Raw genomic sequence first — 16,969 nt, 5'->3', positions numbered from 1 at the left:
CGTCTCCTACACGTCCAGCAGCGGCTTGTGCTTGATGTGCCGGGCGAAGACCTGCATGAACTGCGGATCGACCCTCGCGCCCCACACGGCCAGCGAGTGACCGACGATCCAGAGCACTACGCCAGGAATCCAGAGTTGCAGGCCCAGCCCGACGGCAGCGGCTAGCGTGCCGTTGGCAATCGCCACCGTGCGCGGTGCGCCGCCCATCAAGAGCGGCTCGGTCAGCGAGCGATGTAGCGGCACCTCGAAGCCGGCCGCGAAGCTATCCGGGCCACTCATACGACAGCCCCGCCGGAGAAGCTGAAGAACGACAGGAAGAACGAGGACGCGGCGAACGCGATGCTCAAACCGAACACGATCTGGATCAGCTTGCGAAAGCCGCCCGACGTGTCGCCGAAGGCGAGCGCGAGGCCCGTGGCGATGATGATGATGACCGCGACGATGCGTGCCACCGGCCCCTGAATCGACTCCAGAATGGATTGCAGCGGGCCTTCCCAAGGCATCGAGGAACCAGCGGCCTGCGCGGTTCCTGCCAGGAACAGTAGCAGCGCGGCGAGCATCAGCCCTTGCGTCGCAGGGCGGGCCAGGCTGTGGAGCCGCGCGAAGCCGGACTGATTGAAATGCGGATTTACGGAAACACGGAAAGCATGGGCGTGCGTCATCATGAAAGTTCTCCAGAAAGGTCGAGGGATGGGGAAGTCGCCGCAGTGGGTGCGGCATCGGGAAGTGGCGAAAGCTCGGGAAACGGCGCTTCCAGCGCGTCCGCCAGTTGGTAGCCCACGCCGTCGAATCCGACGACGCGGGCGATGCTCTCGATGCGGCGCTTGCGCCCGCGTCCGGCGATGTGGATCACCACGTTGACCGCCTCGGCGATCAGCGCACGTGGCGGATTCACTGCCACTTCGAGAATCAGTTGTTCCAGGCGCAGTAGCGCACCCAGCGCGGAACCCGCATGGATCGTGGCGATGCCACCGGGATGGCCGGTGCCCCACACCTTGATGAGATCCAGTGCCTCAGCTCCGCGCACTTCGCCGACGACGACGCGATCCGGGCGCAGGCGCATGGACGAACGCACCAGCTCTGTCATGGACACCACGCCGGCGCGTGTGCGTAGCGGAACGTGGTCGCGGGCCGCGCATTGCAGTTCCACCGTGTCTTCGAGCACCAGCACGCGGTCGCCCGTGGCGGCTATTTCGGCGAGCAAGGCATTGGCGAGCGTGGTCTTGCCGCTGCTGGTGGCCCCGGCGATCAGGAGGTTCTGGCGCTCGCGCACGGCGCGAACCAGAAAGCCCGCCTGGGCGGCGGTCATCATTCCTTCCACGACGTACCGCTCCAGCGGAATCACGCCGATAGCGCGCTTGCGCAATGCGAAGGCTGGCCCCGGCGCGGCGGGCGGCAAGATGCCCTCGAAGCGTTCGCCGGTTTCGGGTAGCTCGGCGGAGAGCAGCGGCTGGCCACGATGTACTTCCGCGCCGACGTGGGCTGCGACGAGGCGGATGATTCGCTCGCCATCGGCCTCGGGCAGTTCCACGCCCATCGGCGCGCGGCCCGACGACAGGCGATCCACCCAAAGTGTGCGATCGGGGTTGAGCATGATTTCCACCACATCGGCGTCTTCCAGCGCGGAGGCGATCAGTGGACCCATTGCTGTGCGCAGCATCTGGATGCGCCGGTCGAGTGAGGCCGCAGCAGGCGAGCACGGCTCGGGGCTGATCTGCGGTGCAGTGCTCATGAAGCACGCTCCTGCTCTCGGACGGCTGCCCCGGTCTCCTCCATTCGCATCGGGTCGGGATGCAGTTCCTCCACCACGTCGCGCACCAGACTTCGCCCGCGCAGCAGGTGGCGACCAAGCTGCTCGGTGAACTGCTCGAAGCGCGCCTTGCCCTGGGCGCGGGCCGCGTCTTGATGCGCTTCAGGCACCGGGGTGCTTACCGTCAGGTAGTAGCGGATGAACAATGCCAGCGTCTCGATGGCAATGTTCTGGTCGCGCTCAATGCGCTCGGCCTGGCGGGATAGCCGATCAAGGCGCTTAGCGATGGCCGCCTCCCGCTGGTCGGCGGCATCGGGCGAAAGCCATGATGCGAGTGCTGCCGCGACTATGGACGACTTGGACACGCCTTTCATGGCGGCCAGTTCGTCAAGCCGCCTTGCATGCTCGGGCTGGATAAAGAGATTCAGGCGGTAGTGACTCATAGCTCGATTCCGTCGTTAGGGTCGAGGGACACCAGCCGAGCCGAGCGCTGCATGGCCGGATCAAGCTGGCGAGGAAGGGGAAGTGGCGAGTCGTCGTCGTCATCGAACAGGCCGAGGTCGGTGGTGCTCATTGCCAGTTCGGGGTCGTATGCGACGGTTTCGTGAAGCTCTGGTTGGCGGCGTGGACCACCGTCGTCGGCCGATGCGCTGAAGCCTTCGGCGGCGTCGGCCGCTGGCGCGGCGGGTACAGCGGGCATTGGCAGGCCGCTCCAGTCGTCCGGGCGCAGTGGCGGCGTGTCGGCGTATCGGCCGTCCGCCAACACGGGCGGCGGCAGCACGCGTTGCTTGAAATTGGTGTCGTCGTAGTAGCGCAGCTTCGTAGCCTTGATCGGGGCCACGCTGGACACCATCACTACCGCCTTGTCAGGCGGAAGTTGCATCACTTCGCCAGGCGTCAGCAGCGGACGAGCCGTTTCCTGGCGGGACACCATCAGGTGCCCCAACCACGGCGCGAGCCGATGGCCTGCATAGTTGCGCTGCGCGCGCAGCTCGGTCGCGGTGCCCAGCGTCTCGGAAATGCGCTTGGCCGTGCGCTCATCGTTCGTGGCGAACGTCACGCGCACATGACAGTTGTCGAGGATCGAATGGTTCTGGCCGTAGGCTTTGTCGATCTGGTTGAGCGACTGCGCGATGAGGAAGCTGCGGATGCCGTAGCCCGCCATGAAGGCCAAGGCCGTCTCGAAGAAGTCGAGCCGGCCCAGGGCCGGAAACTCATCGAGCATCAGCAGCAGCTTGTGGCGGCGCTCGATGCCGTCGCTGCCGTCCAGTGATTCGGTAAGCCGTCGTCCGATCTGATTTAGGATCAAGCGGATCAGCGGCTTGGTGCGGCTGATGTCCGAAGGCGGCACCACCAAGTACAGCGACACGGGGTGCTCGGCGGAAATGAGGTCAGCAATGCGCCAATCACAGCGCGAGGTAACTTCGGCCACCGTGGGGTCGCGGTACAGGCCGAGAAACGACATAGCCGTGGACAGCACACCCGAGCGTTCGTTGTCCGACTTGTTGAGTACTTCGCGTGCCGCAGAGGCCACCACCGGATGCGGACCAGCGCCCAGGTGGGGCGTGGTCATCATCCGGTGCAAGGTCAGCTCGAAGGGGCTGGCCGGATCGGAGAGGAAGTTGGCGACACCGCGCAGCGTCTTGTCTTCGCCCGCGTAGAGCACATGCAGGATGGCCCCGACCAGCAGCGCGTGCGAAGTCTTCTCCCAGTGGTTGCGCTTCTCAAGCGCGCCTTCTGGATCTACCAGAATGTCGGCTATGTTCTGTACATCACGGACTTCATGTGCGCCGCGCCGAACCTCTAGCAGCGGGTTGTAGGCCGCCGACTTCGCATCAGTCGGGTTGAACAGCAGGCAGTGTGAATAGCGTGAGCGCCAACCTGCTGTGATCTGCCAGTTCTCGCCCTTGATGTCGTGGACCACGGCTGATGCAGGCCAAGAAAGCAGCGTCGGCACCACTAGGCCGACGCCTTTGCCTGAGCGCGTAGGCGCGAATGTCAGGATGTGTTCCGGGCCTTCATGCCGAAGGTACTTGCCATCGTGCTGACCGAGGAACACGCCGATCGGCTGCGTAAGGCCGGCTTTGCGAATGTCCTCCGTACTTGCCCATCGTGCCGAGCCATAGGTCGTGACTAGGCGTGATTGACGAGAGCGCCAGATCGACATGCAGACCGCGACCACCACCGCCAGCAAGCCACTGCCACCCGCTATGGCTCCGCCCGTGTCGAAAACGCGTGGCGCGTAGGCATCGAAGAAGAACCACCACTCAAACAGCTTCCACGGGAGGTAGACCGGTGTGCCGAGGAAATCAAACCAGGGGGTGCCAAGGCGTACCTGATAGCCGAGGGCTGCTGCAGTCCATTGCGTGGCGCCCCACACACCGGCGATCACGATGCCGAATACCACGGCTATCTGACCGAACAGCACATTCGTACCTTGCATAGCCCCGCCTCCAATCTCTCCTACGCTGATTCCCTTGGGAAACGCGGCTTAGAAACGTGCCGCAGGCGTCAGGATCGGTGCTGGCTTAGTGCCGGTCAAAGACCGTTTGGGGCAGAAAGGTCGAGAAGAAAGAATGAATTCGCGCTGTGTCCAGCCAGGGAATGACTCCGCAATCACAGGCGAACATCAGCGTGCCGAACAGAAAGTTCAGGCAGACTAGCGAATTGCTGAAATTCAGAACTTGGGGGATTCTTTAGGCGGTGTGTATGGTGTTTTTCCGTCACCGTAGAACCGCTTACGTGTTGCCTCCGCAACCCGGTCGCAAAGCAGGTCGCCCAAACTAGGCCGATCCGTCTTGCATTGCTGGCGCAACTGCTTGAGCTGCTCCGGGTCTGCCGCCAGCTCTTCTACGGTCGGGGTTTTCTTTTCTGCACTAGTGGCTTTATGCGGTTTCTCGGATTGGCCGCATGCGACTAGCAGTACAGCGATGAGCGGGATGGCGAGTTTCATGGCATCAATTCCTCCGGAAGATCGGGATTTCGGCTCTTTGTTGACCTAGGAAACTCTGGGAATTCGATGGCCTGTACGCGCTGGATGAAGCGTGCAAGCTCGTCAAACGGATCGCCTTCAAGTCGGAGCAGATAGGTCGTCAAAGGGGGTACGCGTGTCGAAAGCGGCCTCGCCACGACTCCTGGCTCTCGGGAGGCTGCAATTTGTGCAGCCCCTGTAATTCCGAGCGCAAAACCAGCGGATACCAACGCCATCATCAGGTCGAAAGTGGTAACCCGCTCGGCAATTAGAGGCTGCATTTCAGCCCGACTAAGTACTCGCTCAATGTGCTTGGCGTGGCCCTCGCATACTTGAGGATCGGACAGCACTAGCGGGTAGCGCAGCAGTTCATCCAGTGGAATGCGTTTGAGAGCCAGCAACGGATGCCGAGCTGGCAGCGCAACCATAAGCGCGTCAGTCCACGCGGGAAGTGCGACGATTCCATCCCCGACTTCGTCGGACTGTGCAAAACCGACGTCATACAGGTCGTCGTGAAGCCCTTTGATTTGTTGGGACAGTGGCACCTCGAAGAAGCGAATCTCGACCTCGGGCTCCTCCTCGCGACACAATGCCAATAGTGCTGGCAAGCGCAATAGTGTTGTGCAGTCTGACAAGGCGACGCGGAGTTGCCCATGAAAGCCATTCTTTGCCGCTTTCACGCAGTCCCGCGCCTGTTGCAAGGATGCAAACACCCGAGGAGCGTGCTCCATGAGCATCAACCCCGCTCGTGTCAATCTCGTGCTTCGTGTATTTCGAACAAATAGCTGCGCCCCTAGTTCCTCTTCGAGTTCTTTGATCGTGCGAGACAGCGGGGACTGCTCAATATGTAGTTTCGCAGCGGCGCGAGCGAAGTGGAGTTCCTCGGCGAGCGCCATAAAACAACGTAGATGTCGGATTTCCATGCGCCCCTGCCAATCGTTAATCTATTCAGTATTCAAGATGCGCTGCCTTGCTGCGTTCTTCCAACTCAAGGAGTCAGGGTGAAGACTGCAAATTCACATGCTCTGGCGAACCAGAAAGCGCCTTAGCGAGAACACCCCATTGCACTGCTGCTTCGGCGCGAGCACGGACCAGAGCCGCTCGCTGAGACAAGGTGCCACGCTCCGCTTCTGCGACAACGGTCGCGTCCACCTGTCCCGCTTCAAATAGGCGTCGGCTGCGGTCAAGGAGTCGATCAGCGACGGCAAGACCATCGACCTGATGCTGCAGGGAGGTCCGCTGGGTCTGCCAGCCCAGATAAGCGTTCTCCACATCCTGAAGTGCGAGCAACACCGTGCGGTCCAGGTCAGCTTGTGCGCCGCGACTGCGTGCGGAGCCCTCGTCGATTCCCGCTTGTATTGCGCCACCGTCAAGAATCGGGAGCGTCACACCCAAGCCCAAAGAGAAAATGTTCCCCGCCACACGGGTTCCGTTGTTCTCGAAGCGTTGGCGACCACCACTCAAATCGAGCACAAGTTTGGGGAACCGCTCGCCTTCTGCAGCGTTCCATCGCGCCGTCGCCGCCGCAAGGCGCGCCTGCGCGGCTCGGACGTCGGGGCGCTGCTGCAGCAACTCGCCAGGCACGCTTCGGGGAGTCCAATCGGGCATGGTGAGAGAGGCAAGCGCAGGACCGCTGCCAAGCGCCCCCGGAATCCGGCCAACGAGCACATCCAAGGCATGCGTTGCTTCGCCGCGTACGCGTCGCAACTGCTCTTGCTCCACCCGGAGGGCGATGACCTCGGAACGCGTGCGTTCAATGTCAAAGCCCGTAGCTTGACCTGCCTTGAACTTCTGCTCTGTCAGACGCTCAAGGCGCTCGGCGACTTGAAGTCGCTCTTTTGCCAGATCTTCCAGCTCTGCCGCCTGCCGCTGCTGCAGTGCAGCGGACACTGTCTCAAAGGCGATCTGCCAACGTGTCGCGAACCAGTTCTGTTCGACAGCAACTGCGTCCATCCGTGCGCCATCAGCGGCATGCGAGAGGCGGCCCGCTAGATCAACTTCCCATGAAGCCGACAGCGGAAGCCTGGCATCGCTGCTGATGGTCGGTGCCAAAGAAAAGTCGCGCGCGCGCGTTGCTTGGGGCGTGAGCGCCAAGCTAGGGAACATTGAAGCGCGTGTACGTCGGGTGATCGCCACAGCTTCATCAATCCGCGCTCTTGCAATAGCGAGATCGGTGTTGTGCTCCAGCGCGTTGCGCACCAGCGCGTCAATCAGCGGATCACCGTACGCCGTCCACCACTCGGCCGGGAGTGCTTGTGCTGGCACCTGCTGCACAGCCAGACCCGCTTCGTTCATGAATTTGGCCGGAACCTCAACGCGTGATGTCTCCACCCTGTGAGGCGAGTGGCTGCACGCGGCGAGAAGCGTGATCGATAGGAATGCAACAGCAGTAAGGCCGCGGCGGGCGTAGGGATCGGACATGTTGAGCCACTAGGTTGTGAATTGAGGAGGCCGTCTTGACGGGCATAGTTCATGGCGTGTACTATACAGTCCAGACGATTCAAAAATCAAGCATCTTTGGAGTTTCACCATGGCAACTCGTATGAAATCAAGCCCAGAGGAGTCGCATTCGGCGGACAACGGCGCTGAAGCCCCCTCCATCTCTAAGAAAGCGCAACAAACACGGGAGCGCATCCTTCAAGCTGCGCGTGACGTAGTCATGGAGGGAGGTGCCGGGCACCTAACGCTTGACGCGGTCGTTGCACGGGCAGGAATGAGCAAAGGTGCGTTCCTGTACCACTTCAAGACCAAGCGCGATCTGCTCCTCACGATGATTGATGACCAGGTCTCGGCGTTTGATGGCGGGCAGGAAGAGCGAGAGCTGCCATTCGTCGGCGATCCAGACCCTTGGCTATCCAGCCAGGTCTCGGCTATGCCTGACGGCGGGATGCAAAAGATGAGCGCTGCATTGCTGGCGGCCGTGGCTGAAGACCCCACGCTGCTTGAGCCTGTGCGCGGCTGGTACCGCAGGCAGTACGAGAACGCGAGCAAATCTCCACGCGGCACCGATATCGCCGGAATCGTTCTATTTGCCTTGGACGGAGTCTTCCTCGCCGAAATGATGGGTTTTCCGACGTTTGCTGCCGAAGACCTTTCTCGACTCATGCACACCCTCCAGGCGCTCGCCCGCGGCGAACTGGAACTCACCCCTATTGATAAACGCTGATGAAAGGCCTTCCCGTGTCTTGCACTCCCTTTAAATCCCAGTCCTGGCAAATGCAGAAAGTCGGCCTCGCGTTTGTTCTGCTCGCATCGCTTGCCGGCTGTGGTAGTCAGAAGGAGCCTGCTTCCGATCCACCGCGAGCGGTCAAGCTGCTCACGGTGGGGGATGTAGGTTCTGTGGCCAATCGCATTGAATTGAGTGGTCTAGCTCGCTCCAGTGAGCGGAGTACCTTGGGGTTCGAGACTGGCGGGCGTATCAGCAAGCTTCATGTGGACGTGGGAGATCGCTTCTCTCGCGGACAGCTTCTGGCTGAGTTGGATGTTCAGCCCGAGCAACTCCGCCTAGAACAGGCTCGGGCGACACTCGCTGCTGCGGAAGCCGCATTGGCAGACAGAATCGTTCAAACAACGCAGCAACGGGGGCTGCTTGAGGGCAACGTGATATCCCCCGCGGCATTCGAGAGTGTGAAAGCACAGTTGGTTGCTGCTGAAAGCCAGGTACGCAATGCAAAGGCCACATTGGGCCTCGCCGAGCGTGCGAGACGGGGTACCGCCATTCATGCGCCATTTGACGGCGTCGTCGCGGAGAAGCTCGCTCTGCCTTTCACTGATATTGCAGCCGGAGCGCCCGTGCTTCAAGTGGATGGACTGCGCAGCGGCGTAGAAGTCCTTGCGACTGCATCGACGACCCAAGCAGTGCACATCAAAGTTGGGCAAGTCGCAGAACTGCGTCTGAGCGAGTCAGCAAGTCCCGTTCGTGCTTCGGTACAACGCATTGGCTTGCGTGCAGAAAATGGCTCACTTTTGCCTGTCGTGCTAGTTCCTCAAGATGCCACTCAGGCGCGCAGTCTTCGACCCGGGTCAGCCGTTCAAGTATTGCTGAAGGCGCCGGAAGCGAAGGATGCCTCACCAGACCGCCTGATGCTTCCCTATTCGGCACTGGTGCTCAGTGAGAAAGCGGGACAAGCCGCAGTGTTTGTGTATGACGTGACGGGGAAGAAGGTGCACCGCAGGGAAGTGCAGTTCCAGAGCGAGCCAGGCGGCGACAACGTTCGCGTCGTGGGTGGCCTGAAGCGGGGCGAGATGGTGGTCGCGGCTGGCGCGGGCTGGCTGACGAACGGACAACAAGTCACTCCACTCAAAGCCACGACTCAATTGGCCGGACGCTGACGCGCTATAGGAAGACGTCGCTATGAAGATCACAGAAATGGCGCTGCGCGCCAGCAGACTCACCTACCTTGCCGCGGTCATCATTCTTGTTGCCGGCATTGCCACGTTCCTCAATTTCCCTTCGCAGGAAGAGCCATCGGTCACGATTCGAGATGCGGTTGTCGCCGTTCTGAACCCTGGCATGCCGGCTGAACGCGTCGAACAATTGATTGCGCGCCCGATTGAAGAGCGCTTGCGGGAGCTGGCCGAGGTCAAGCGCGTAACCACGACCGTTCGCGCGGGCGGGGCCGTCATACAAGTCACGATCTGGGAGCGGTACACCGACCTAGCCCCCATTTGGCAGCGCGTGCGTGCAAAGGTTGCCGATGCTCAACCGATGCTCCCCCAGGGAACGTTGGGGCCGTTTGTCAACGACGACTTTGGCCGTGTTGCCGTGGCGTCCATTGCTGTGACTGCTCCAGGCTACTCCATGAGCGAGATGCGGGTTTCGCTGAAAGAGATGCGCGACCGCCTGTACGCGCTTCCTGGCGTTGATCGCATCAGCTTCTATGGTCTGCAGGAAGAGCGCGTCTATCTTGAATTTGACCGGCCCAAGCTAGCCCAGCTTGGATTGACCCCTCAAGGGGTGATCGATCAACTCGTTAAACAAAACGTCGTTCTTTCAGGCGGGCAAATCGCCATCGGCGGCATCAACGCTTCGCTGGCCGTTAGTGGAGAGGTTCGCGACGCTGCATCGCTGCGCGCATTGCCGATCATGATGGCGCAAGCTCAGGGTGTGCGCGGTGCTTCTCCTGCTCCTTCAATTTCACTGGGAGAACTTGCGCAGGTGCAGGTTCAACCTGCAGATCCACCTGAGTCCGCCGCAATCTATAAGGGCCAGCCTGCCGTGGTGATGGCAGTGTCCATGACTTCGGGCCAGAACGTGGAGCAATTCGGCGCGGCCCTCAAATCCCGCGTGGCCGAGCTTGAGAAACTTCTACCCGCAGGTTTCGAGCTGTCCTATGTGACATTCCAGGCGGACATCGTTAAGCACGAGATGGGCAAGATGAACCATGTGATGATCGAAACGATCGTCATCGTGCTTGGCGTCGTCGTCCTATTCCTGGGCTGGCGCACAGGAATCATCGTCGGCATGATCGTACCGCTGACCATTCTGGGGGCGCTGATTGTGATGCGCGCGTTGAACATCGAACTGCAGAGCGTTTCGATGGCCGCCATCATCATCGCGCTGGGTCTTTTGGTAGACAACGGCATCGTGATTGCCGAAGACATTGAACGGCGCCTGGCTGCTGGGGAAGACCGCAAACAGGCTTGTCTCGAAGCTGGCCGCACGCTTGCACTGCCACTGCTGACGTCCTCCTTGGTCATCGTCATCGCTTTTTCACCGTTCTTTTTTGGACAGAGTGCGACGAGTGAATATCTGCGCTCTCTGGTCATCGTCCTTGCGCTCACCTTGCTCGGATCTTGGCTGCTCTGCCTGACCGTCACACCTCTGCTGTGCTACCACTTCGCCAAAGTGCACCATCAGCCAGCAGACGACGCGCAGACCTACAACACACGCTTCTATCGCGGCTATCGCAAGGTGCTTGAGTGGGTACTCGGCCACAAGGCGATCTACGTCGGTGTGATGACGGGCGCATTGGCCGTCGCTCTGTACGGATTTACGACACTGCCATACGACTTCTTGCCGAAGTCCGACCGTGTGCAATTCCAGATACCTGTTCAACTCGCACCAGGAACGGATTCACGCCTCACGCTTGCGAAAGTGAAGGAGGTCAGTGGCTGGCTCGGCGATCAAGAAATCAACCCCGAAATTACGGATCACATTGGCTACGTGGCTGACGGTGGACCGCGCTTCATCCTCGGATTGAATCCACCGTTGCCAGCATCGAACATTGCGTACTTCGTCGTGACGGTCAAGACAGGCACCAACATTGATGCGGTGATTGCCCGGACGCGGGCTTATTTCGCCCAGCATCATGGAGAGGTACGCGCAGAGCCTCAGCGGTTCTCGTTAGGTACTACCGAAGCTGGCACAGCCGTCTACCGGGTCAGCGGGCCGGATCATGAGGTGCTCATGAATGCAGCGGCAAAGATCGAGTCCGCACTTCGGGATTTGCCTGGAACTGCCAACATCAAGAACAACTGGGACACTCGTGTCGGCCGTCTCGATGTTCGAGTCGATCAAGACCGTGCGCGACGTGCTGGCGTTACCACCGACGACATCGCCGCCTGGCTTGGCACCCGTTACATCGGCCAGTCGATCTCGGTGATCCGCGATGGTGATACCAGCGTGCCAATCGTGATGCGTGGGACGTCCAGTGATCGGCGCAGTACTGCAGACGTAGGTGCGACGACCATCTATCCTGCGTCGGGTGGACAACCCGTTTCTCTTGCTCAAGTGGCCGATGTCACGCTGTCCAGCGAGCCGTCCGTTATTCAACGCCGCAATCTCATTCGTACGGTTACGGTTCAGGGGCAGAACACGGCATACACCGCGCAAGAGATCGTGGATCATCTCGCACCTAGGATCGCTGCAATCGAACTACCTGCAGGCTATGCCATAGAGCTTGGTGGAGAAATTGAAGAATCAGCTGAATCGAATGCTTCGCTTTCGCACTACATGCCGTTTGCTCTTCTGGCGATGCTGCTGCTGTTCATCTGGCAGTTCAACTCGTTCCGCAAGCTGATCGTCATCCTAGCAACCATTCCGTTCACGTTGATTGGTGTCGTGATTGCATTGAAGGCGACAGGGACGCCTTTCAGCTTCATGGCGACCTTTGGTGTGCTCGCGCTTTTTGGAATCATCGTCAACAACGCTGTTCTGCTGCTCGAACGCATTGAACAGGGCCTCGCGGAAGGGCTCGCGCGGCATGAGGCCCTGGTGGGGGCGGCGATGCAGCGGCTGCGTCCGATCGTGATGACGAAGGTGACCTGTATCGCCGGTCTGGTGCCACTGATGTTGTTTGCAGGTCCGCTGTGGAAGGGCATGGCCATCGCCATGATTGGTGGCTTAGCGCTTGGCACTCTCGTGACGCTGGGATTGATCCCGCTGCTCTACGAAGTGCTGTTTGGGATGAAGTGGCCCGGCAGAAAGCAGCGTCAAGAAGCGACGCGACATCCGACGCAGCCGATTTAAACCATCTGATCAACGTGTTAGGCCCCGTCATGTCCCGTAGCTGGGGCAACGCAGGGGGCTGATTCAGCGTTATTGGAAAGACTCTAGGAATAAAACTAACTGTCGCCAACCTGCCGATTTTGTCGATGGTTGGATGGCTAAGTTTTTCTGAATAGATTTGGAGAAATACATGAACCCGCTGATGTGGAATCCATGGCTAGTGCTTCTGCTTGCTGGACTTTTCGAAATAGGTTGGCCACTCGGCCTCAAGCTGGGTGCAATCAATGTGGCGATGCGCTACGTGGGGCCGGCCATTGCGGTTGCCTGTATGGCAGCCAGTGGATTTTTCCTATGGCTATCACTCAAGCATATTCCCATGGGAACAGCCTATGCGGTCTGGACCGGCATCGGTTCACTAGGTGCATTTCTTGTGGGTGTGTATGTGTTCGGTGACACGGCTTCCTTGATACGTTGGGCCGGCATTGCGCTTGTTGTCTCCGGAATTGTCTGTTTGAAAATGGGATAAGCGAAACTTTCTATGAATACCTCTATTTCACCGGCCCGGCTCCTTCTGGTGCTAAGCCTTGCTGCGACCTTGTCTGGCTGTGCATCAAACGGAATGACGAGATCTGCGTTTCTTGGTAATTACGATGCATTGGAAAAAACGAAGTACGAGAACGTTTTACTCTTTAAAGCGCCTGGCTTTGAGCCCCGTCATTACCGGGAAATAGTAGTCGAGGGTGCTCAGATAGTGACGGGAACTGGACGCATTGATGGTCTTGACTCGGAGCAAGTGCGTGAGCTTCTCGATCATGTCAACAGTGAACTGCGACACCTCCAAACCAAGTCCGAAGCTCCCTCCTCGTCAGGCCGCATACGTGTGCGTGTGGCAATTACGACCATTGAGACACCTAATCGAGCAGTCAATACCCTAACGACGTTGCTTGTTGGGCCAGTGACAACCGGCGGAGCCAGTTTGGAGTTCGAGGCAGTAGATGAACAAACAGGTCGTCGAGTTGCTGCTGCTAGCTGCTTCGGGCACGGCAACGCTCTCGCTGATTTCAAAGGGTCCTATACACTGCTCGGACATGCAAAGTCTGCAATCTCCACCTGCCTTGAACAGATCAATAGCGCTTGGAGAAGTGCTGACTCGTGAATAGCATTTATTCCATACCTGCGCGCGCCACAAGCAAAGTGCGAGAAACCCCATTAAGAGGGTTGGTGGGGTGCCTTTCTTGGATCGCCAGCATCATTCTGAATTCGCTCGGTTCCACCGCAAAATTGCCGTGGCCTTTCGTTCTTTTCTATTCGAGAGGTTGCGCGATGCTATTTGCGGGGGTAAAGCGACTGGAGGCGTGTAGATCCACGCGGTTGGGTTTGGCCTGCGCGATGGCGATGGTAGTTCTGACAGGGTGCTCCACCTACCGTCCTTGGATCAACCCACCACTTTCCGAGGCCACCTTAGTGGCTTCCGCCGAGGGCGACCAACGCATCCGGCCGCCAGAGGTCAACCAACCGGTCGTTGTCGCGGTAACACTGTCAGGTGGAGGCGCGCGGGCGGCGGCCTTTGGCCTGGGCGTGCTGCGCGAACTCAAGGCCACACGCTTCGCTCTAGAGGGCCAGGAGACAACTCTGCTGGACCAGGTGTCTTTGGTCAGCGGCGTGTCGGGGGGCAGCATCCTTGCCGCGCATTTCGCGGCATTCGGCGATGCCACGCTGACTCGTTTCGAACCGGATTTTCTGCTTGTACCCTTTGAGGCGCGACTCGTACGTGAAGCTCTCTGGCCTGCGCGTCTCTATCGACTAACTTCACCTTGGTTTGGACGCAGCCAGATCTTGGCTCAACGCCTGGACGAACTTTTCGAAGGTCGCACCTTTGGTGACGTGCGTCGACGACCGGGCGCGCCCGATCTGATGATCACGGCAACCGACCTCACTACCGGTGCCCCTTTCGATTTCACTACCGAGCAGTTCCGGCTAATCTGTTCCGACCTCGATGCCACGCCGCTGTCTTTCGCGGTGGCGGCCTCGTCGGCAGTGCCGCTGCTGCTGTCGCCCGTAACGGTACGAAACAACGCGAATACTTGTCCGCCGCCTCTTCGATCTTTGCCTATCCGTGGGCAAGATTTCAGATCACGCATCCTGCAAAGCAGCATAGACAGCTACCGCAATGCGCAGGATCGGCCCTTTATCCACCTCGTAGACGGTGGTGTCTCCGACAACCTCGGCGTACGTCTGATGCTAGACCGGCTAGTAGCCTCGGGCTCAATGAGCGCCAACTTCTCGGACGTCAAGCCCGGAAGCCTGCGCCGACTCGTGTTGGTGACTGTGAACTCCGAACGCGGCCTGAGCGAGCGCGTGGACAGTAGCGACCGAGTCCCCAGTACGACGCAAGTACTTGAGTCGCTGATCTTCGGTGCAGGCGCTCGCGAGACCCAGGTGACGCTGGCCATGCTTAACGACGACCTGCAGCACTGGCGTTCCGAGATTGCTCGCACCCGTGGCCAAGCGGACAGCCCCTTTGCAGCTGACGCAGAAATCCATGTAGTAAGCGTAAGTCTGAACGACGTGCCGGACGACAAGATCCGGCACTCGCTGCTACGCGTGCCCACAGCCTTCACAATCGAGGCCAAGGATGTCTTGGACCTGCAAACTGCGGGAAGCGAAGCACTGAGGCAATCCGAGGAGTTTCTGGCGCTGATTGAATCTTTAAAAAGAATCTCGACGGGCAAGCAGACAGTGCCTAGGACTCAGCTCCCCTTGATATTTAAGTGATACCGATACCGGGCTTTCGTCCGAGTTCCCAAGAGGCACTTCCGCCGATAACCTTGGCGGCAAGCTGTTGCCCCAGCCGCGGCTCAATCACCGGCCGCCACGGCACTAGGCTGAACCCCATGCCGTCATCGAGCATCGCGTAGCGCCCGCTGGAGAGCATGACGGAGCGCCGGTAAATGCCGGCGACGCGCTGGCCGTCTGTGACAGAGCGATGTTCCAGGCCGGTTTCCGCCGCAATGTCCTTGGCGGCTTGTGCCAGTTCCCGACTGCGCAGCGTGCCCAGCAGATTCCGGGCAAGGATCACGCGCTGCCCGCGCCGCTCGGCTAGCCCTTGTTCGGCCAGGAAGTTGGCGCGCTGCTGCATAGCCTGCTTGGCGTCGCCGCCAAAGCCCAGTTCGCCCAGCCCACGACCGCCGCCGATCAATTGTTGGTCGAGCCAAGTCGCGCCGATCACGCGCACCTGCCGCTCGATGGGCAGATGCGTTTTCAGCTCCACGGACACACCGCCCAGCCGTTGCGCGTCGTACTGACGGCCACGCTCGGCCATGTCGTCCGGCACCTTCCATAGCCCTTCGGCCACGCGCTCCACGACGCCGGCCCGGCGCAGGGCTTCCAGCCGCCGGACGTGGGCGGCGACAACTTCCTGCGGGTCGCGTCCGGGTACTGCCCGGCCTTGCTCGATCGCCAGGTGATGATCGGCGCGGTACAGGCCATCGCTCGCCAGCGCGGCGATGTTCTTGTCGGCGGCGCGCACGTCGGCCGAACCCTTCACTTCCACCACCGCGCCCGTGGGGTAGTTCGCCAGCTCGTCGCGGGCGTTCAGCGTGACGTAGTGGGCCTTGCCATCCGTGCCGTCGATGACCAGATAGCCCCGGTCGTGCAGCTCGTCGGCCAAGCCCTTGGCGGCCACGCGGCCGAGGATGGTTCGGCCGTCGTCGCCTGGCTCGAACACCGCCAGCTCGCGCGGCTCGCCGCGCATGGCGCGCTGCATGGTGCGGATGATGTCGCCGCGCTCGCCCAGTGCACGCAACGTCTTCTCCGCGTCTGTATGGACGGCCCAGGTGCCGGGCTGCACCTCGTCGGCCAGGCCCAGGCGCTGCAAGCGTTGCAGCCGGCCGATCAGCAGCAGGCGCTGGCGTTGTAAGTCCGGCTCATTGAAGCGTTCGATTCGCACCCTGCTATCCTCGCCGGCCTCGCGTTGCAGCGTGCGATCGAGGCTCGTCCATCGCTCCTGTTCGACCTCGCGCCCCAAGGTCTGGTGGATCTCCAGTTCGGTGCGCGGCCCCAGCCATTCGGTCGCCAGTTCGGCGGCCCGATGGCGAAAGCCGTGTGCGATGTAGTCGCCCGCGATGATGAGGTCTTTGCCGGTGTCGTCGCGCCCGCGCACGATCAAGTGGGTATGCGGGTTGTCGGTGTTCCAGTGATCGACCGCGACCCAATCCAGCCGTGTGCCCAGGTCGGCTTCCATGCGGTTCACCAGATGGCGGGTGTAGGTGCGCAGGTCGTCCAGCTCCACGCCGTCTTCGGGGGACACGATGAAGCGGAAATGGTGGCGGTCATCGGCGCAGCGTTCCTTGAAGGCGTCCAGGTCGGCTTCGTCGGACTGCGGTCCGTAGGCCTGGCCAGGTTCGCCATCGCGGCCCGCGCCGTCGCGCTCGACGTACCGCAGGTGTTTGGCGAGCGACTGCGGGCTGGCCCGCTGGTGATTGACCAGCAAGGTCTTGATGGTCACGCGCCGCGACATGGGCGTTAGCTTCGCCCCGGCGAAGCGCGCTGCCGTGTGGCCGCGCCCGAGCCGAGAGCCGGGGCGCTGGCCGGTGCCTGCGGCCCCAGGACGGCGCACCGCCGACTTGCCGCTGCTGGCTTTGCCAGCCTGCTTGAGCACCTTGGAAACGAAGCTCTGCCCCTGGCCCTTGCCCCGGTTCTTCGGGGCGCTGGGGCGCACCCGGAAATCGTCGTCGCGGCGGTCGGTCATCGCCATTCTCCCGGCAAGCTCAGGCGTGTCCTGTCGTGCGAAGCACGC

Annotated in this window: 15 protein-coding genes; 6 read left to right on the top strand and 9 right to left on the bottom strand. The window is 60.7% G+C overall.

What is annotated here, in order from left to right; all coding sequences use genetic code 11:
* Nucleotides 1-6: 6 nt before the first annotated feature.
* From L5M40_RS21345 to L5M40_RS21310, 8 genes are all read right to left on the bottom strand, one after another.
* Complete coding sequence (locus tag L5M40_RS21345) at nt 7-279, bottom strand: VirB3 family type IV secretion system protein (RefSeq protein ID WP_004883097.1); 273 nt, start codon at nt 277-279, stop codon at nt 7-9.
* A complete protein-coding gene (locus L5M40_RS21340; protein ID WP_128344167.1) occupies nt 276-662 on the bottom strand; it encodes a TrbC/VirB2 family protein in 387 nt (128 codons plus the stop codon). Before L5M40_RS21340 ends, L5M40_RS21345 begins: the two co-directional genes overlap by 4 nt.
* Nucleotides 662-1,732, bottom strand: a complete 1,071-nt coding sequence (gene trbB, locus L5M40_RS21335) for a P-type conjugative transfer ATPase TrbB (protein ID WP_206618399.1) — start codon at nt 1,730-1,732, stop codon at nt 662-664. Before trbB ends, L5M40_RS21340 begins: the two co-directional genes overlap by 1 nt.
* Nucleotides 1,729-2,193, bottom strand: coding sequence for a ribbon-helix-helix protein, CopG family (locus tag L5M40_RS21330; RefSeq protein ID WP_128344142.1), 465 nt, complete (start codon nt 2,191-2,193; stop codon nt 1,729-1,731). Before L5M40_RS21330 ends, trbB begins: the two co-directional genes overlap by 4 nt.
* A complete protein-coding gene (locus L5M40_RS21325) occupies nt 2,190-4,193 on the bottom strand; it encodes a conjugal transfer protein TraG (protein ID WP_128344140.1) in 2,004 nt (667 codons plus the stop codon). Before L5M40_RS21325 ends, L5M40_RS21330 begins: the two co-directional genes overlap by 4 nt.
* A 234-nt stretch (nt 4,194-4,427) precedes the next feature.
* Nucleotides 4,428-4,703, bottom strand: a complete 276-nt coding sequence (locus L5M40_RS21320) for an EexN family lipoprotein (protein ID WP_128344138.1) — start codon at nt 4,701-4,703, stop codon at nt 4,428-4,430.
* The gene (locus L5M40_RS21315) at nt 4,700-5,644 is read right to left on the bottom strand and encodes a LysR family transcriptional regulator (RefSeq protein WP_069455571.1); all 945 of its coding nucleotides are present in this window, start codon (nt 5,642-5,644) and stop codon (nt 4,700-4,702) included. Before L5M40_RS21315 ends, L5M40_RS21320 begins: the two co-directional genes overlap by 4 nt.
* Nucleotides 5,645-5,717: 73 nt before the next feature.
* Entirely contained in the window at nt 5,718-7,142 is a 1,425-nt protein-coding gene (locus L5M40_RS21310) for an efflux transporter outer membrane subunit (RefSeq protein WP_069455572.1), read from the bottom strand.
* A gap of 109 nt (nt 7,143-7,251) precedes the next feature.
* On the opposite strand from L5M40_RS21310, the gene L5M40_RS21305 reads away from it, so the two are divergent.
* From L5M40_RS21305 to L5M40_RS21280, 6 genes are all read left to right on the top strand, one after another.
* On the top strand, nt 7,252-7,887 hold the full coding sequence (locus L5M40_RS21305) for a TetR/AcrR family transcriptional regulator (RefSeq protein ID WP_022652140.1): 636 nt from the start codon (nt 7,252-7,254) through the stop codon (nt 7,885-7,887).
* Nucleotides 7,887-9,053, top strand: coding sequence for an efflux RND transporter periplasmic adaptor subunit (locus L5M40_RS21300; protein WP_263204450.1), 1,167 nt, complete (start codon nt 7,887-7,889; stop codon nt 9,051-9,053). The genes L5M40_RS21305 and L5M40_RS21300 overlap by 1 nt, the downstream gene beginning before the upstream one ends.
* 22 nt (nt 9,054-9,075) lie before the next feature.
* Nucleotides 9,076-12,192, top strand: a complete 3,117-nt coding sequence (locus L5M40_RS21295) for an efflux RND transporter permease subunit (protein ID WP_069455575.1) — start codon at nt 9,076-9,078, stop codon at nt 12,190-12,192.
* Nucleotides 12,193-12,361: 169 nt separating this feature from the next.
* The gene (locus L5M40_RS21290) at nt 12,362-12,697 is read left to right on the top strand and encodes a DMT family transporter (RefSeq protein WP_080750184.1); all 336 of its coding nucleotides are present in this window, start codon (nt 12,362-12,364) and stop codon (nt 12,695-12,697) included.
* A 12-nt stretch (nt 12,698-12,709) separates the two neighbouring features.
* Nucleotides 12,710-13,327: a DUF3313 family protein gene (locus L5M40_RS21285; protein WP_036412908.1), complete on the top strand. Its 618-nt coding sequence runs from the start codon at nt 12,710-12,712 to the stop codon at nt 13,325-13,327.
* Nucleotides 13,328-13,560: 233 nt separating this feature from the next.
* Nucleotides 13,561-14,946, top strand: a complete 1,386-nt coding sequence (locus tag L5M40_RS21280; protein ID WP_198511358.1) for a patatin-like phospholipase family protein — start codon at nt 13,561-13,563, stop codon at nt 14,944-14,946.
* Here the strand turns inward: L5M40_RS21280 and L5M40_RS21275 are convergent.
* Nucleotides 14,939-16,921 carry a relaxase/mobilization nuclease domain-containing protein gene (locus L5M40_RS21275; protein WP_100429576.1) on the bottom strand — a complete coding sequence of 661 codons (1,983 nt, stop codon included), beginning with the start codon at nt 16,919-16,921 and terminating at the stop codon, nt 14,939-14,941. The two genes, L5M40_RS21280 and L5M40_RS21275, sit on opposite strands and share 8 nt — an antisense overlap.
* Between the last annotated feature and the right edge of the window lie 48 nt (nt 16,922-16,969).

The sequence above is a fragment of the Shewanella sp. SM68 genome (assembly GCF_025653925.1).
Lineage (GTDB): Bacteria > Pseudomonadota > Gammaproteobacteria > Enterobacterales > Shewanellaceae > Shewanella > Shewanella oncorhynchi.
The sequence above is the reverse complement of the archived record's forward strand: the minus strand, read 5'-3'. Positions and strand labels throughout refer to the sequence as shown.

Excerpts from the sequence above, each read along its gene's own strand:
- L5M40_RS21345 (WP_004883097.1), bottom strand. The coding sequence starts at position 279 with ATGAGTGGCCCGGATAGCTTCGCGGCCGGCTTCGAGGTGCCGCTACAT.
- L5M40_RS21340 (WP_128344167.1), bottom strand. The coding sequence starts at position 662 with ATGACGCACGCCCATGCTTTCCGTGTTTCCGTAAATCCGCATTTCAAT.
- trbB (WP_206618399.1), bottom strand. The coding sequence starts at position 1,732 with ATGAGCACTGCACCGCAGATCAGCCCCGAGCCGTGCTCGCCTGCTGCG.
- L5M40_RS21330 (WP_128344142.1), bottom strand. The coding sequence starts at position 2,193 with ATGAGTCACTACCGCCTGAATCTCTTTATCCAGCCCGAGCATGCAAGG.
- L5M40_RS21325 (WP_128344140.1), bottom strand. The coding sequence starts at position 4,193 with ATGCAAGGTACGAATGTGCTGTTCGGTCAGATAGCCGTGGTATTCGGC.
- L5M40_RS21320 (WP_128344138.1), bottom strand. The coding sequence starts at position 4,703 with ATGAAACTCGCCATCCCGCTCATCGCTGTACTGCTAGTCGCATGCGGC.
- L5M40_RS21315 (WP_069455571.1), bottom strand. The coding sequence starts at position 5,644 with ATGGAAATCCGACATCTACGTTGTTTTATGGCGCTCGCCGAGGAACTC.
- L5M40_RS21310 (WP_069455572.1), bottom strand. The coding sequence starts at position 7,142 with ATGTCCGATCCCTACGCCCGCCGCGGCCTTACTGCTGTTGCATTCCTA.
- L5M40_RS21305 (WP_022652140.1), top strand. The coding sequence starts at position 7,252 with ATGGCAACTCGTATGAAATCAAGCCCAGAGGAGTCGCATTCGGCGGAC.
- L5M40_RS21300 (WP_263204450.1), top strand. The coding sequence starts at position 7,887 with ATGAAAGGCCTTCCCGTGTCTTGCACTCCCTTTAAATCCCAGTCCTGG.
- L5M40_RS21295 (WP_069455575.1), top strand. The coding sequence starts at position 9,076 with ATGAAGATCACAGAAATGGCGCTGCGCGCCAGCAGACTCACCTACCTT.
- L5M40_RS21290 (WP_080750184.1), top strand. The coding sequence starts at position 12,362 with ATGAACCCGCTGATGTGGAATCCATGGCTAGTGCTTCTGCTTGCTGGA.
- L5M40_RS21285 (WP_036412908.1), top strand. The coding sequence starts at position 12,710 with ATGAATACCTCTATTTCACCGGCCCGGCTCCTTCTGGTGCTAAGCCTT.
- L5M40_RS21280 (WP_198511358.1), top strand. The coding sequence starts at position 13,561 with ATGGCGATGGTAGTTCTGACAGGGTGCTCCACCTACCGTCCTTGGATC.
- L5M40_RS21275 (WP_100429576.1), bottom strand. The coding sequence starts at position 16,921 with ATGACCGACCGCCGCGACGACGATTTCCGGGTGCGCCCCAGCGCCCCG.